At 72.4% G+C, this 16187-nt stretch carries 8 protein-coding genes; 7 read left to right on the forward strand and 1 reads right to left on the reverse strand.

The features are described from left to right. The first annotated feature begins 236 nt into the window (after positions 1-236). Entirely contained in the window at positions 237-2582 is a 2346-nt protein-coding gene (locus ACIBUY_RS26005; RefSeq protein WP_399153876.1) for a hypothetical protein, read from the forward strand. After that, a complete protein-coding gene (locus ACIBUY_RS26010) occupies positions 2579-4453 on the forward strand; it encodes a DEAD/DEAH box helicase (RefSeq protein WP_365566102.1) in 1875 nt (624 codons plus the stop codon). The genes ACIBUY_RS26005 and ACIBUY_RS26010 overlap by 4 nt, the downstream gene beginning before the upstream one ends. Positions 4454-4512: 59 nt before the next feature. Here ACIBUY_RS26010 and ACIBUY_RS26015 read toward each other — a convergent pair whose 3' ends face one another. Then, positions 4513-6864, reverse strand: a complete 2352-nt coding sequence (locus ACIBUY_RS26015) for a GH92 family glycosyl hydrolase (protein WP_399153877.1) — start codon at positions 6862-6864, stop codon at positions 4513-4515. Between the two features lie 213 nt (positions 6865-7077). Here ACIBUY_RS26015 and ACIBUY_RS26020 point away from each other — a divergent pair, with 213 nt between their 5' ends. From ACIBUY_RS26020 to ACIBUY_RS26040, 5 genes are all read left to right on the forward strand, one after another. After that, complete coding sequence (locus ACIBUY_RS26020) at positions 7078-8886, forward strand: SpoIIE family protein phosphatase (RefSeq protein WP_399153878.1); 1809 nt, start codon at positions 7078-7080, stop codon at positions 8884-8886. A gap of 415 nt (positions 8887-9301) precedes the next feature. Next, positions 9302-10783, forward strand: a complete 1482-nt coding sequence (locus ACIBUY_RS26025) for a xanthine dehydrogenase small subunit (protein ID WP_399153879.1) — start codon at positions 9302-9304, stop codon at positions 10781-10783. Continuing rightward, positions 10780-13182 carry a xanthine dehydrogenase molybdopterin binding subunit gene (gene xdhB / locus ACIBUY_RS26030; protein ID WP_399153880.1) on the forward strand — a complete coding sequence of 801 codons (2403 nt, stop codon included), beginning with the start codon at positions 10780-10782 and terminating at the stop codon, positions 13180-13182. Before ACIBUY_RS26025 ends, xdhB begins: the two co-directional genes overlap by 4 nt. Before the next feature lies 1 nt (position 13183). Beyond that, positions 13184-13993 (forward strand): xanthine dehydrogenase accessory protein XdhC, encoded by an 810-nt coding sequence (xdhC, locus tag ACIBUY_RS26035; RefSeq protein WP_399153881.1) that lies wholly within the window; start codon positions 13184-13186, stop codon positions 13991-13993. Between the two features lie 711 nt (positions 13994-14704). Then, complete coding sequence (locus ACIBUY_RS26040; RefSeq protein ID WP_399153882.1) at positions 14705-16183, forward strand: sugar transferase; 1479 nt, start codon at positions 14705-14707, stop codon at positions 16181-16183. The last annotated feature ends 4 nt before the right edge of the window (positions 16184-16187 follow it).

A 16187-nucleotide genomic window follows, 5' to 3' on the forward strand; every position in this document is an offset into this window, starting at 1 on the left:
CTCCGACAGGTGGCCGCTCCACGACATCGGGAGTCCATCCGCCCTCGCACGCCGCAACAGGCGACGCGCTTGGCCGGCTCTGGTGACGGGTCAGTGGAGGCGGCGCTTGCGTCGTCGAGCAGTTGAGCAGCGCGCTGCCGTGCAGCGCACCGATGACGCACCCGTCTCCACCGTGTCCACAGTGTCTTCCTGTACCCGGCGCATCGACGGGTGTCGACCCACGGAGGTTGTCACCCATGGCCGCTCGTAAGAGCACCTTCCAGTTCCTCAATCCCGGCCACCAGAACCTGATTTCGGACGCCGTCCCGCTCGACGGCGTCTTCCCGCTGCTGCCACCGGTCTTCGAACCCCTCAGCGGCGAGCGGGAGTTGAGCGACGGCGAACCGCCCACCGCACTCGGCAAGGCCGTCATGGAGTGGTACGCCAAGATCCACGGCGGCGCTCCCGAGGAGACGCCCGCCGGACTCGTCCGGGCCATCGAGGCGGTGTCCGTCGGCCGCGACAACATCGAGGCCGTCCGCCGCGCCCAGTGGCGCCGCAACCACGCCGGACTGCTCTCGGTCGCCCAGCTCCAGGTGTGCGTCCCGATGGTGCGCCCGGCCACCGTGCAGCCGCGCATGGCGGCCTCCGCCCAGCGCCAGATGCGGGAGAAGGGGCTGTCGCTGATCCACGAGATCGGCCCCGGCCTGCGGGTCCGCGCGCGCTCCGCCGAGCACCTGGACGCCATCACCAAGGCGCAGCAGAGCGTGCGTCTGCCGCACGCCTACGCGGGCGAGGCCGAGAAGGAGTTCGCCGACTCGCTGGCCCTGGAGGGCATCAGGGAGGAGATCCGCGGATTCGCGTACGACATGTACGTCGACGACGACGAGCACGGCCACCTCGTCGAGACCGACGACGGCTGGACGCGGGTGAGCGTCGCCCAGGCCTTCATGGGCCAGTTGATGGGACTGAACGCCGAACTGTCCACCCTGCACTGGGAGAACGGCGACGGGACCCTCACCGTGCGCCCGCACACGCCCGACACGATCGAGGCGGCGCTGCGCGAACTCCGCTTCAAGGACGCCGCGTTCGAGGTGTGGCCCGACGGCCGGACCGGCAACGCCGTGCAGAAGTGGCTCGACGCGGCCTCCCCTGAGGCCGAGGCCACCCTGCGCATGATGACCGCGCGGATGGACATCGGCATCGCCGTCCGGCCCTACCGCGACAACAGCGACCACGACGTCGTCTACGCCGACATGGCCCGCTTCCACGTCAAGGGCCAGAACCCGACGCTGTGGGGCAAGGCCGACGACGAGGCCTTCAAGGCCCGGACCGTCGTCAACGACCTCGTCCGCCGTGCCTACGTCACCGACGAGCAGCGCGACGTCTTCTTCGGCGACACGGAGGTGCCCTGGGCGGACGACCCCGCGCGCGGCCCCTACCGCAACCGCGTCGTCGCCACCACCCACGTCATGATCTCCACGGTGGTGGACGACCCGGCGGTCTCCAGCCGGTACCGCGTGGTCCGCGAGACCCTCAAGCGGCTGCGCGTGCCCAACTCGCCCCTGCAGGCGGCGACCACCACCGCCTCGCTCGCCGGCCTGGTCGCGGGCCTCGAAGGGGACGGCGAGATGGGCCAGTTCACGGCGGTGATCGCCCGCTCCTTCCGCAAGCCCGAGCTGCGCGACATCGCGTCGCACGACGGCAACTGGACCGACGTGATCGAGCGCGACCTCGAGGAGATCGCGGCCGCGGCCCACCGCGAGGCCGACGCCGTCACGCATCCGCAGCGCTCGTCCCTCGGCCCCCACCAGCGCGCCCTCGCCGCCCTGGCGCTCGTCGCGCACGCGGCCAATCCGGCCCTGCGCGAGTACGGCAGGGAAGTGGCGGCCAAGGACGGCGTCCGCACCGTGCGCTGGCCGTCCTCACTGACCCTGACCGGCCGCGGCGGCCGCGGCGGGGTCATGAAGGTGGAGGCGGACGTCGTCGTCATGAACGCGGCCTGCCGGCACGAGGGCATCGACCAGCTGGCGGCGATCGTCGCCGCGGCCGTCACCGAGGTGCCCGTCGTCCCGGTCGACCCGGTCGGCGGCGAGGAGATGCTGGAGGAGTGGCTGCGCCAGCGGTGGGTGGACAGCGGGCGGCGCGAACGGGCGGCGGACGACGCCCCGCAGCCCCGGGAGCAGGGCGCCGGGGCCCGCACCGACGGCGCGGGCCCCGCGCTCGGCTCCGGCGTGGCCGTCCCGCTGTGGCCGGACGCGCCGGACGCGCCGGACGCGCCGGATGAGGACGAGGACGACGCCCCGCGGACCGACCCGCTCTCCGACCCCCGCGAGTGGTCGAAGGCCGTCGTCGCCCTGGCCGACGACATCGACGCCCTGTCCGCGCACGCGGACGTCCTCGCCGAGGTCCCCGTGGACGCCGTACGCGCGGGGGTCGACGCGGACGAGTACGACCCCGAGGACCCCGATCTGCCGCGCATGATCGACGAGTTCGGCATCGACCCCGAGGCGGAGGGCGGCACCGACGCGTCGATCGAGAACCTGCGCCGCTTCCTGCGGCAGGGCGTGATGGCGTACCTCAGGCAGCAGGCCCGCCGGTGAGCGCCGCGACGCGGATCCGCCCGCCTGCCACGGGCACGGTGACCGTCGACGGCGCGGGCCGCCCCGTCGTCCGCAGGCCCGCGCACGTCGACGACCTGTGGTGGCAGGAGGTCGTGGCCCTGCTGCGGCCGACCCTGCACGGCGCCACCGACCCCGCGGGCGCCGCGAGCGAGGTCACCGTCCGCCCCGACCGGGCCCGCGCGCTGCCCCGGCTGCTCGCCCGCCACCCCGCGGCGGGCGCCCGCTGGGAGTGGACCGCGGCCGCCGAGCGGCTGCGTGCGACAGCGGCCGCCGGGGCCGCGGGGGAGGACGCGCCGGCCGGAGTGCTGGCCCTGTCGGTCGCGCGGCAGTCCGTCTGGCCGACGGGACTCGATCTGCCCGCGCTGGGGTTCGTCCGGCCGCTGCGCCCCTTCCAGCGCACCGCCGTGGCCCGGCTCGTGGCGGCCCGCGGCGGGGCGAACTTCTCCGTACCGGGATCGGGCAAGACCACCGTCGCGTACGCCGTGTTCACCGCGCTGCGCAGCCTCGGCACCGCGCACGCCATGCTCGTGGTCGCGCCACCGTCCGCCTTCGAGGCCTGGGTGGAGGAGGCCCGGGCCTGCTTCGCCCCGGACCGGGTGCCGTCCGTCGCCGTCCGTCCCCGGGTGTTCGCGCGCACCGACTCCGTCGTGGTGCTCAACTACGAGCGGCTCGCCGACCCGGCGGTCCGCGCCGGGCTCGCCGGCTGGTCCCGCGGCCGCAAGGTCCTCACCGTCTTCGACGAAGCCCACCGCGCCAAGGCGGGCGCCGCATCCCGGCGCGGAGCACAGGCCGCCGAGCTCGCCCGCCGGGCCGACGCGGTGATGGTGCTGACCGGGACCCCGATGCCCAATCGGCCCCGTGACCTGGAGGCCGTGTTCGACCTGGTGTGGCCGGGACAGGGACCCCGGCTCGTGCACGGCGACCTCGCCCACCTCCGCGACCGGGCCTACGTGCGTGCCACCAAGGACGACCTCGAACTGCCGCCGCTGGAGCTGCGGGTGGAACGCATCGCCCTCGACGCCTCGCACCGCGCCCTGTACGACGCCATGTCCAACCGGGTGCGGCGGTGGGCCCTGGACGCCGGCGGGCCCGGGGGCGCCGCGTCCGCCGCGGTGGCCGCCCAGGCCGGACGCGCGCTGCTGAACCTGATCGCCGCCGCGGCCAACCCGGCCGCCGTGTTCGCTCCGGGACGCCCGTGGTCGCTGCCCTGGGAGGACGTCGGCCACACCGATCTGGCGTCCCTGGTCACCGATCCGGTGGGGCACATCCGCCCGGCCAAGGTGCTGCGCGCCGCCCAGCTCGTGGCCGGGAACCGGGCCGCGGGCCGCAAGACCGTCGTCTGGTCGGGTTTCCTCGGCAACGTGGAGGCGCTCACCTCGGCGCTGGCCCGGCACCGTCCGGCCGTCATCACGGGCTCCACCCCGTTCGACGACCCGCTGGGCCGCGCCGACCGCCGTGCGCAGCTCGACCGCTTCCGGCACGACGCGGACTGCTGGGCGCTCGTCGCGACCCCGCAGACGCTGGGGGAGGGGGTCTCCCTGCACCTGGCCGCGAGCGACCAGATCCACCTGGACCGCGGCTACGCCGCGGGCACCTGGCTCCAGGCCATCGACCGCACGCACCGGCTGGGCCTGCCGCCCGACGCCCGCCCCACCTGCACGGTCCTGCTCGCCACGGACACCATCGACGAGCGGGTCAACGCGGTGCTCAACCGCAAGGTCGCGGCCCTCGCCGCGGCCCTGCGCGACCCGGCCCTGCGCCCCGTCGCCGACCCGTCCCTGACGGACGGGGACGTCGACGGGCTGCTCGGCGACGTCGACGCGCTGCGCGAACTGCTGCGCCCGAGTTGACCGGCGTACGCGAACGGGTGCGGCCCCTCCGCAGGGAGGGACCGCACCCGTTCGTCATGTCAGCGCGCGGCCACGGCCGGCGGGGCCGCGTCCACGCCCCAGCTCGTCGGCCGGTCGGCGAGCCGCACCTTGACGGTGCCGGAGCGCAGCAGGTCCTCGTGGGACAGCCAGCTCTGCCGCAGCTCGCCCTTGTGCGTGCGTACGGAGGACACGTACTGCAGCTTCGAGGCGTCGGCGCCCGGGGCCTCGATGCCGATCCTGCGTCCGTGCTCGGGCCGGATCTCGACCTTCTCGAACATCGGCGCCGTCACGACGTACGTGGCCGAGCCGGGCTGGGCCTCGAAGACGCCCGCCATCGCGAAGACCAGCAGCGACGAGGTGGCGCCGAGGTCGTCGTTGCCGGGCATGCCGTACGCGTCGTCGGTGAACAGCGTCCGCATCGCCCGCAGCACCGCGGACGTCTTCCACGGGGCGCCGGTCCACGTGTACATCCACGGGGCGTGGAAGTCCGGCTCGTTGTTCGGGTTGAAGGCGAAGTTGTTGTGGTAGTCGTAGGCGCCCGTCACCCACGAGTCCGAGGCGGCCTTCGCCGGGTCCGTCAGGACCGTCGGCATGTCGAAGAACTTGTCGAGCCGCTGCTCGGCCGCCGCCTTGCCGCCCATCAGGCCGTACAGCGTCTCGGGGTCCTGCTGCCCCAGCCACTGGTACTGCCACGCGGTGCCCTCGTGGAAGGCGCCGGACTGCGTCGGGTCGGGGTTGCCCGCGACGGTGCCGTCCGCGTTCTTCGTCACCGGGAACCCGGTGAAGCCCTGGGACGTGACGCCGGAGTCCCACAGGTGCGTGAAGTTGTCGCAGCGTGCGGCCAGCGTCGCGGCCTTGTCCGGGTGGCCGAGGCCGTCGGCCATCGTGGACAGGGCGCAGTCGCCGAGCGCGTACTCGAGCGTCGCCGAACCGGCCTGGCGGCTGTCGCCGAACGTGTAGCCGGGCAGGTTCTGGTAGCCGATCCAGCCGTTCTTCACGTACGTCGGATTGCCGTCGCGGCCACGGAAGAGGGACTGGTCGGCGGGGACCTCGTTGGCGTTCTTCCAGAGCGCGTCGAACAGGCCCCGCGCGGTGCGGTCGTCGAGCAGGCCGCGGTTGTAGAGGTCGACCACCCAGGGGGTGACGGGGTCGCCGCTCATCACATTGGTCTCGCCGCCGCCGAGCCCCCAGCGCGGCAGCCAGCCGCCGTCCTGGTAGATGCGCAGCACGGACTTCGCCATGTCCGCGGCCTTGTCCGGATGCAACAACGCGACCAGCTGGTTCTGCGAGCGGTACGTGTCCCACAGCGAGAACATCTGGTAGTACGGCGCATCCGCCCGGTGCACCTTGTCGTCGAAGCCGCGGTAGCGGTTGTCGACGTCGGAACCGATCGACGGGTGCAGCAGCGAGTGGTAGAGCGCGCTGTAGTACGTGCGCTGGTCGGCGGTGCTGCCACCGGCCACGCGCATGCGGTTCAGCTCGTCCTTCCAGGCGTCGTGCGCCGCGCCGCGGGCCCTGTCGAAGGACTTCGGCTGCTCGGCCCTGCGGTTCAGACGCGCCCCGTCGACCGACGTGTAGGACACGCCCACCGAAGCGCCGACCTGCTTGCCCTTGGCGGAGTCGAAGGTCAGCCAGGCCCCCGCGCGCTTGCTGCCGCGCGAAGCCGTCCGCCGGTCCGCGGTCAGGGTGTTGTCGGTCCAGGTGCCGAACTTCGAGAACGCACGGTCGAACGTGGCGCTGAAGTAGATCCGGTAGCGCTCCTTGCCGGTCTCCCCGCAGAAGTTCCCGCCCTGGACCCAGCCCTCCACGGTGTCGTCGCCGACCACCTCGATGTCGCCGGCGTACGTGCTGCCGTTGCTCTCGCCGGCCTCGACGAGGACGTTCTCCTCGCCCGATCCGGCGGGGAACGTGTAGCGGTGCTGGCCGGTGCGCTGCGTCGCCGACAGCTCGGCCTCGATGCCGTTGTCGAACGTCACGCCGTAGTAGCCCGGTGCGCGCGTCTCGTTGGCGTGGCTGAACTTCGCCGCGTACTTCGCCGGGTCCGACGACGTCACCGCGCCGGTGGTCGGCATGAACCGGATGTTGCCCATCGTCTGGCAGCCGACGCCGGAGAGGTGCGTGTGGCTGAAGCCGAGGATGGAGTTCTGCGCGTAGTCGTAGGACGCGTACTTGTTGAGCTGGGTGTCGGGGCTCAGCTGCACCATGCCGAACGGGGCGGCCGCACCGGGGAAGGTCGTCCCGTCCCCGTTGTTGCCGATCGACGTGTCGACCAGCGTGGTGGGGTCGGCGGCGAAGCGCGGCCCCCGCTCCCCGGCGTTCGCGACCCCGGAGGCCGCGGCCACCGTGGTGACTATCAATGCGGCGGTGAATGCGCGTCTCAGCGCTCTCATCGCGTTCCTCTCGTTCGACAACGTTGTCAGAATGACGCCTGTCGATCTTCGTCCCGCGGGTGCGGATCCGTCAATGCATCGGCGCGGACGGCTCATTGGGGCAGAAGGCGCGCGTGCGCGTCCTCCTGGCAGAGGCGGGTGGACGTACGTGAGCAGGCGCGGCAGGCCCGATCGACGCAACATGGGGGAAGGCAGCGGGCCGAGCAGACGGGAGTGGCGCAGGTGGGTGGCGGGCGCGAGCAGGGCGACTCGGAGGCGTACGACGCCGAGATGCGCCAGGTCGAGGCCCTCAACCGGCTTGCGGGCCCGGCGGCCGGTGCGACGGGCCCAGTGGCGGAGCGCGCGCGCCACCGCGGCGCCGACCTGCTCCTGACCGGGCACGCCCTCGCGCAGGTCGAATCGCTCGGCGAGGCGCTCACCCTGATCTCCCGGATGGCCGACACCACGCTGCCGCTGCGCAGTCAGGCGGTGTTCCGCGCGGACCGCGAAGTACTGCACTGCGTGGGGCAGTTCGGGCTCCAGGACGGCGAGAGCGACGCCTTCAGGCTGCCGTTGGACACCGCTCACCCCGCCGCGCAGGTGGCCAGGACCGGACGCCCCGTCTTCCTCGCCTCCCCGCAGGAGTTCCGCGACCGCTTCCCCGCCACCTGGCAGCTCTCCGACCGCGAGGGCTGCGCGGCCTGGGCCTTCCTGCCGCTGACCACGTACGGCCAGCTCACCGGCGTCTGGATGGCCGCCTTCGACGCCCCCGTGAAGGTCACCGAAGGCTTCGGTGCCTTCCTGCTGACCGTGGCCCGGCTGCTCGGCCGGTGCATCGAGCAGACCTACGACGGCCAGGCCGACCGCGCTCTCTCGCAGAGCCTGCGCAGCAGCATGGGCCGGATCGGCTCCGGCGTCGACGGCCTCAGCGTCGCCGCCCGGTACGTCCCGACCGGCGGCGGCCTCATGGTCGGCGGCGACTGGTTCGACAGCATCGCCCTGCCCAATGGGCGGCTCGGCCTGGTGATCGGCGACGTCCAGGGCCACGACGTGCACGCTGCCGGGCTGATGTCCCAACTGCGTACGGCCATCCACGCCTACGCCGCCGAGGGCCACGGCCCCGACGCCGTCCTGGTCCGCGCCTCCCACTTCCTGGCGTCCCTGAACGAGGGCCGCTTCGCCACCTGCATCTACCTGGAGGCCGACCCCGCCACCGGCATCCTGCGCATCGCCCGGGCCGGCCATCCGCATCCCGTGCTCCGCCTGCCCGACGGGACCTGTCTGCTCAAGCACGTACGGGGCGGCCTGCCCCTGGGCCTCGACCTCGGCGAGGACGACTATCCGGTGAGCGTCGTCTCCCTGCGAGAGAACGAGATCCTGATGCTGTGCACCGACGGCCTGATCGAGTCCGGCGGCCACGACATGTACTCCGGCTGGCTGCGGGTGCGCAACGCGCTGACCCCCGGCAGCGCGGACGACCTCGACGGGCTCGCGGACCGGCTCCTGAACGCGGTCGTCGCCCCGCAGCCGTCACCGGCGGGCGACCTGCCCGCCACCTCCTTCACGGAGGACGACATCGCCCTGCTGCTCCTGCGCCGCGACCCGTCCGACGGGTACGCCGACGGGACCGGGCGGCATCTGCGGTTCACGCTGGCACAGGACCAGGCGCAGGGCCTCGCCGACGCGCGGATCGAGTTCCAGGGCCTGCTCCACGACTGGGCGCGCCCCGAGCAGGTCGACACCGTCCTGCTGCTCGTCTCCGAACTGCTGGGCAACGTCCTGATCCACACCGAACAGGCCGCCGTCCTGCGGGCCGACATCAGCGGCGCCGTCGGCCGACGGCGGCTGCGCGTGGAGGTCACCGATCGCAGCGACGAAGTGCCGCACCGGCGCGCCCCCGGCGAGCTCTCCTCCTCCGGCCGGGGCCTCGTCCTCCTCGACGTGCTGGCCCACCGGTGGAACATCCGGCCCGAGCCGGAGGGCAAGACCGTGTGGTTCGAGATCGACGAGGACGGCGCGGACGAGCCGTCGGAGGCCCTGTGACCCGAGGGCAGGACCGTGTGGTGCGAGAGCGACGAGGGGCGGTGCCCCCTTGATCTCGGCGGTCCCAGCGATTAGCTTGCGGTAACCCGTCGACCCGTCCGTCCCGTGACTCCTGTCGACCGATCACCGTGCGAAGGAGGCGACCCGCGGATGTACTCCCACTGCGATCTCGGCCGCCTCGCCCCGCGCACGGCCTGGGCCCCGGGCCGCATCGCGCACGGCTGCTGAGCACGCCGTTCCCCGTGCCCGTTCGAGGCACCTCGCCCTTCCTGCCATGACGTTCCGGCACGTCGCTGCTGCGTGCCGTCCTGCGCCCCGTCCCCTGTGGCCGGCGGGCGCGCCTGAACACAGAAAGCTGCCTGAAATTGGCGAATATGATGCATCGACAGCTCACCCACCGAAACGGGGGCCTGTCGTGGTAGCCGCGCGGATCAAGGTCAACGGGGAGGACGCGCCGATCGCACCGGCCGCCCCCCACACCACAGTGCTGGACTTCCTGCGGGAGCGCGGCCTCACCGGGACCAAGGAGGGCTGCGCCGAGGGCGAATGCGGCGCCTGCTCGGTGCTCGTGGCCCGCCCCGGCGTGCACAGGCCCACCGACTGGGTCGCGGTCAACGCCTGCCTGGTGCCGGTCGCCGCGCTCGACGGCCAGGAGGTCATCACCTCCGAGGGCCTCGCCACCGCGGGCGCCCCTGGCACGCGGCCCGCCCTGCACCCGGTGCAGGAGGAGATGGCCGTGCGCGGCGGCTCCCAATGCGGGTACTGCACACCGGGGTTCGTGTGCAGCATGGCCTCCGAGTACTACCGGCCCGACCGCTGCGCACACGCGGCGGGGGAGCCCGGTGACGACGCCGACGCCGCCGCCGACGCCGAGCACGGTCCGAACGGCTTCGATCTGCACGCGCTGAGCGGGAACCTGTGCCGCTGCACCGGCTACCGCCCGATCCGCGACGCCGCGTTCGCCGTGGGCGCGCCCGCCGCCGACGATCCGCTGGCGCAGCGGCGCGAGCAGTCGCCGCCCGCGCCGGTCGCCACCGAATACGCCCAGGGCGACCGGGTGTTCCTGCGCAAGGACACCCTCGCCGAGACGCTGCGCCTGCTGCGCGAGCGGCCGGACGCCGTGGTGGTCGCCGGTTCCACCGACTGGGGCGTCGAGGTCAACATCCGCTCCCGCAGGGCGGATTGCGTGATCGCCGTGGACCGGCTGCCCGAACTGCGGGAACTGCGCGTCGAGTCCGACGCGGTCGAGATCGGTGCGGCGCTCACCCTCACCGAGATCGAACGCCGCCTCAACGGACAACTCCCGCTCCTCGCCGAGCTGTTCCCGCAGTTCGCCTCCCGCCTCATCCGCAACAGTGCGACCCTCGGCGGGAACCTCGGCACCGGCTCGCCCATCGGCGACAGCCCGCCCGTCCTCCTCGCTCTCGAGGCGTCGGTGGTGCTGGCCGACGCCGACGGGGAGCGCGAGGTCCCCCTCGCCGACTACTTCACCGGCTACCGGCAGAGCGTGCGCCGCCCCGGCGAGCTGATCCGCGCGCTGCGCGTCCCGCTGCCCCTGGCGCCGGTCACCGCCTTCCACAAGATCGCCAAGCGGCGGTTCGACGACATCTCCAGCGTGGCGGTCGCGTTCGCGCTCGACATCCGGGACGGCGTCGTCCGCAAGGCACGCATCGGCCTGGGCGGCGTGGCCGCCACCCCGATCCGCGCGCTCGCCACCGAGGCGGCCCTGGAGGGCAGGCCCTGGACGCAGGAGACCGTCGAGGGAGCCGCACAGGTGCTGCGGGCCCAGGGCACTCCGATGGACGACCACCGCGCCAGCGCCGAGTACCGCTCCGCGATGCTCGGCCAGAGCCTGCTGAAGCTGTACGCGCAGACCACCGAGGCGGCGACGTCATGAGTCATCTGTCCCAGCGGCCCGAGAAGTCCGTCGTCGGCGTCTCCCTGCCGCACGAAGCCGCCGACCTGCACGTCACCGGCACCGCGCTGTACACCGACGACCTCGTCCAGCGCACCAAGGACGTGCTGCACGCGTACCCGGTCCAGGTCATGAAGGCCCACGGCCGGATCACCGCGCTGCGCACCGCGCCCGCACTCGCCGTGCCCGGCGTCGTCCGGGTGCTGACCGGCGCGGACGTGCCCGGTGTCAACGACGCCGGGATGAAGCACGACGAGCCGCTCTTCCCCGACGAGGTCATGTTCCACGGCCACGCGGTCGCCTGGGTGCTCGGCGAGACCCTGGAGGCGGCCCGGCTCGGCGCCGCGGCCGTCGAGGTGGAGCTCGACGAACTGCCCTCCGTGATCACGCTGCAGGACGCGATGGCGGCGGGCAGCTACCACGGTGCCCGGCCCCTGATGGTGCACGGCGACATCGACGCGGGCTTCGCCGATTCCGCGCACGTGTTCACCGGCGAGTTCCAGTTCTCCGGGCAGGAGCACTTCTACCTCGAGACGCACGCGGCACTCGCCCAGATCGACGAGAACGGGCAGGTGTTCGTCCAGAGCAGCACCCAACACCCCTCGGAGACCCAGGAGATCGTCGCCCACGTGCTCGGCGTGCCCAGTCACGAGGTCACCGTGCAGTGTCTGCGGATGGGCGGCGGCTTCGGCGGCAAGGAGATGCAGCCGCACGGGTTCGCGGCCGTCGCCGCGCTCGGCGCCAAGCTCACCGGACGCCCGGTCCGCTTCCGCCTCAACCGGACGCAGGACCTGACCATGTCCGGCAAGCGGCACGGCTTCCACGCCACGTGGAAGATCGGCTTCGACGCCGACGGGCGCATCCAGGCCCTCGACGCCACCCTGACCGCGGACGGCGGCTGGAGCCTGGACCTGTCCGAGCCGGTCCTCGCCCGGGCGCTGTGCCACATCGACAACACGTACTGGCTCCCCCACGCACGCGTCGCGGGCCGCATCGCCCGGACCAACACCGTCTCCAACACCGCCTTCCGCGGCTTCGGCGGACCGCAGGGCATGCTGGTGATCGAGGACATCCTGGGCCGGGTCGCACCCCAACTCGGCCTCGACCCGATGGAGTTGAGGGAGCGCAACTTCTACCGTCCTGGCCAGGGGCAGACGACGCCGTACGGGCAGCCGGTCACACAGCCCGAGCGGATCGCGACCGTCTGGCAGCAGGTGCAGGAGAACGCCGACTTCGCCGGCCGGCGGCGCGAGATCGCCGCCTTCAACGCCGCGCACCCGCACACCAAGCGGGCCCTCGCGCTCACCGGCATCAAGTTCGGCATCTCGTTCAACCTCACCGCCTTCAACCAGGGCGGCGCACTGGTCCTGATCTACAAGGACGGCTCCGTCCTGATCACCCACGGCGGCACCGAGATGGGCCAGGGCCTGCACACCAAGATGCTCCAGGTGGCCGCGACCACCCTCGGCATCCCGCTGCACAAGGTCCGCCTCGCCCCGACCCGCACCGACAAGGTGCCCAACACCTCGGCCACCGCCGCCAGCGCGGGCACCGACCTCAACGGCGGTGCGGTGAAGAACGCCTGCGAGCAGCTGCGCGAACGGCTGCTGCAGGTGGCCGCGACGCAGCTGGGCGCGAACGCCTCCGACGTACGCATCGTCGAGGGCGTGGCCCGCGCACTGGGCAGCGACAAGGAGCTGGCCTGGGACGACCTGGTGCACACCGCGTACTTCCAGCGCGTACAGCTGTCGGCGGCCGGCTTCTACCGGACCGAGGGGCTGCACTGGGACGCCAAGTCGTTCCGCGGCTCGCCGTTCAAGTACTTCGCCCACGGCGCCGCCGCCACCGAGGTGGAGGTGGACGGCTTCACCGGCGCGTACCGCATCCGGCGCGTTGACATCGTCCACGACGTCGGCGACAGCCTCTCCCCGATGATCGACATCGGTCAGGTCGAGGGCGGCTTCGTCCAGGGCGCGGGCTGGCTGACGCTGGAAGACCTGCGCTGGGACACCGGCGACGGACCGCACCGCGGCCGGTTGCAGACGCAGGCGGCGAGCACCTACAAGCTGCCGAGCTTCTCGGAGATGCCCGAGGAGTTCCACGTGACGCTGTTGCAGAACGCCACCGAGGAAGGCGCCGTGTTCGGCTCCAAGGCCGTGGGGGAGCCGCCGCTGATGCTGGCGTTCTCGGTGCGGGAGGCGCTGCGCCAGGCCGCCGCGGCGTTCGGCCCGGGCACGGTCGCCGTCGAACTGGCCTCGCCCGCGACGCCGGAGGCCGTGTACTGGGCGATCCAGGAGGCCCGCCGGGGCACTGCCGACCGCACCGGCCGGGCGACGGGCACCGCGATCCGTACCGACGCACCTGCGTTGCACGATGCCTGACATGACGTGGGTCGCCGCGGTCGCGCGGTTGCGGGCGCGCCGGGAGGCCGGCGTGCTCGTGACCGTCGTGACCGTGCGCGGCCACGCCCCGCGCGACGCCGGCGCGAAACTGGTCGTGGGCGAGTCCGGAACCTGGGGCTCCATCGGCGGCGGGAACGTCGAGGCCGTCGCGATCGACCGGGCCAGGGAAGTGATCGCCGCGGCCAAGTCGGAGCCGGAGCTGCTCGACTTCGCCCTCAACGAGAAGGTGACCAACCGGCACGGCGTGCAGTGCTGCGGCGGCACGGTCTCGGTGCTCCTCGAACCCCTGCCGGTGGTGCAGGCGGTGGCGGTCTTCGGCATCGGGCACATCGGCCTGGAACTCGCACGGATCCTGGCACGCCAGGACCTCGACCTCCATCTCGTCGACACCCGCTCCGAGGTCCTCACCAAGGAGCGGCTCGACGTCCTCGCGGACGCGGTGGCACAGGTGCACGTCCACCACACGCCGCTGCTGCCGGAGGAGGTCCTGGAGGAACTCCCGCACGGCACCCACGTGTTGATCATGACCCACGACCACGCCGAGGACGCCGCCCTGTGCGACGCCGCCCTGCGCACCGACCACCTCGCCTCGATCGGCCTGATCGGCTCAGCCGCCAAGTGGACCCGGTTCCGCAAGCGCCTCGCCACCGAGGGCGGCCACGACGAGGCCACCATCCGCCGGATCAAGACCCCGATCGGGCTGCCCGACATCGGGGGGAAGGCCCCGGCGACGATCGCGGTCAGCGTGGCGGCCGATCTGCTGCGCACCTTCGAGGCCGAGGAGGCCTGATCCTGTTCGCGGGGCTTTCCTGTGGTACGCCGCACAGGGCGGGGGAACGGTGGGAAGGCGGCGTGCGCGGTGGCCGAACTCGTCGCGCGAGTACAGGAGTTGGGTGTCGCCCGTCCGGTGAACGGCCGAACGGGCCTTGCGCGTAGACCAGTTCGAGCCCATCGTCCGGTCCGGAGCTTCCGGTTCCAGTGGCCCTGCGTGGTCACGTCATTACTGGTCACACGGCGTGCCACGTCATCAGGCCACCCCTGGGCGGGAGTTGGGCTCCGGGCCGGGCTCCAAATCTTGAGCACAAATTCCACACATCCCTCTCTTCAGACGGGGTCGGATGGTCTAGATTGACCGTGCTTCGCATGCTGGGACACGAGGCGAGAAATCCCGATCTATAGGTCAGGAGTTGCGGTCAGCCAGCCGCTGTGTCTCTGTCACCAGGCGTGGAAGTGATCAGTCTGTGAGCCCGTGATGGGCCTTTGGTGCGGGGAGCACCCGAGGTCGTGACGGGTTTCCGCGCACCTCGAGAGTCGGTTCACGTAGCCCTGGAACAGCCGGGACGTCCGGCGCGGGAGGTGGGGGCCTCCCAAGGGGAGGAACAGCGCGGCGCGGGAGGCGGGGGCCTCCCGAGGGGAGGAACTGTGCGGGGGGCGGGGGCCTCCCGGGGGGAGGGACAGTGTCGGGCGACCACGTCGTATTACTGGGGACCGGGGGGGTTCTGTGCGGCAGGGGGGATTAGTCGGCCCTTCTCCGTCGGCGCGCGGGCGTCTGACGGGCGGGGTGTTCAGTCAGCCGGCGCACGACTGGGAGCAGCGGTACCGCCGTACCGTGATGACCAGCGACACCGTGACCACGGCGCTGGTGGTGGCCGGAATAGGCAACTTCTTCGGGATCCGGGACGCGGCCAACTGGCATGAGAAGTGGGGCATTCTCGCCTTCGGCACGGAGCTCCTGGTGCTTGCCGCGCTCGCGGTGAGCAGGGCCTGGGCACCGGCCGTGCTCGGTCAGGGCGCCGAGGAATTCCGAAGACTCGGTCGCTCCCTGTTCGCGGCGACCGTCGTCCTCGCGCTCGGCGGGATCGCCCTCACCTCGCGCAACATCAAACTCTGGATCTTCGTCGCGATCCCCGCGATAGCGATCACCACCATGACCGAGCGGTACCTGCTCCGCCTCTGGCTGCACAAGCAGCGCAAGGACGGACGCTGCCTGAGGCCCGTGCTCGCCGCCGGGAGCCCGGAGACCGTGCGCGACCTGATCGTCCGCACCCGCAAGTTCCCGCACCTCGGCTGGCGCGTGGAAGCGGTGTGCACGACGGACGGCCGCGGCCTCGACGGCAACCACCTGGACGGCGTGCCGGTCGTCGGCCTGCTGGCGGACGTCGCGAGCCACGTGCACCGCGACGGCTACCGCGTCGTCGCCGTGACCCCCGACCCGCACTGGTCACCGGACCGGCTGCAGCGGCTGGCCTGGAACCTCGAGGGCAGTGACGCCGAGATGATCGTGGCCCCCGTCCTCATGGAGGTGGCGGGACCGCGGCTGCACGTCGACGCCGTCCTCGGGATCCCGCTGCTGCGGGTCAGCATGCCGACCTTCACCGGGGGCCGCCGGGCCGTCAAGGGAGTCGTCGACCGGCTGGGCGCGGCGGTCCTGCTGATGCTGTTCGCGCCGCTCATGGTCCTCGTCGCCCTGCTCGTCATGGCGGACAGCCGGGGCGGGGCGTTCTACCGCCAGCGCAGGGTCGGCAAGGACGGCCGCGAGTTCACCATCCTCAAGTTCCGCACGATGGTCACCGGGGCCCACCGGGCCCGCAGCGAACTGGCCGAACTCAACGAGGGCGCGGGCCTGTTGTTCAAGCTCCGCCGCGATCCGCGGGTGACCCGGGTGGGGTCGGTGCTGCGCCGGTACTCGCTCGACGAACTGCCGCAACTGTTCAACGTACTCACCGGATCGATGTCGCTCGTCGGTCCGCGGCCCCCGCTGCCCGAGGAGTCCGCGGCGTACGGCCCGGACATCCGGCGACGGCTGCTCGTCAAACCGGGGCTCACCGGCCTGTGGCAGATCAGCGGGCGCAGCGACCTGCCGTGGGAGGAGGCCGTCCGCCTCGACCTGCGGTACGTGGAGGACTGGTCGCTCGCCCTCGACGCGGTGATCTTGTGGAAGACGCTGCGCGCGGTGCTCTACGGGCAGGGGGCGTACTGATGCA

This window comes from Streptomyces sp. NPDC050085, assembly GCF_044460595.1.
In the GTDB taxonomy this organism is placed as follows: Bacteria; Actinomycetota; Actinomycetes; order Streptomycetales; family Streptomycetaceae; genus Streptomyces.

What these genes read in the sequence shown, in the direction of transcription:
- xdhC (WP_399153881.1), top strand. Translation starts at nt 13,184, where the DNA reads ATGACGTGGGTCGCCGCGGTCGCGCGGTTGCGGGCGCGCCGGGAGGCC.
- ACIBUY_RS26015 (WP_399153877.1), bottom strand. Translation starts at nt 6,864, where the DNA reads ATGAGAGCGCTGAGACGCGCATTCACCGCCGCATTGATAGTCACCACG.
- ACIBUY_RS26005 (WP_399153876.1), top strand. Translation starts at nt 237, where the DNA reads ATGGCCGCTCGTAAGAGCACCTTCCAGTTCCTCAATCCCGGCCACCAG.
- xdhB (WP_399153880.1), top strand. Translation starts at nt 10,780, where the DNA reads ATGAGTCATCTGTCCCAGCGGCCCGAGAAGTCCGTCGTCGGCGTCTCC.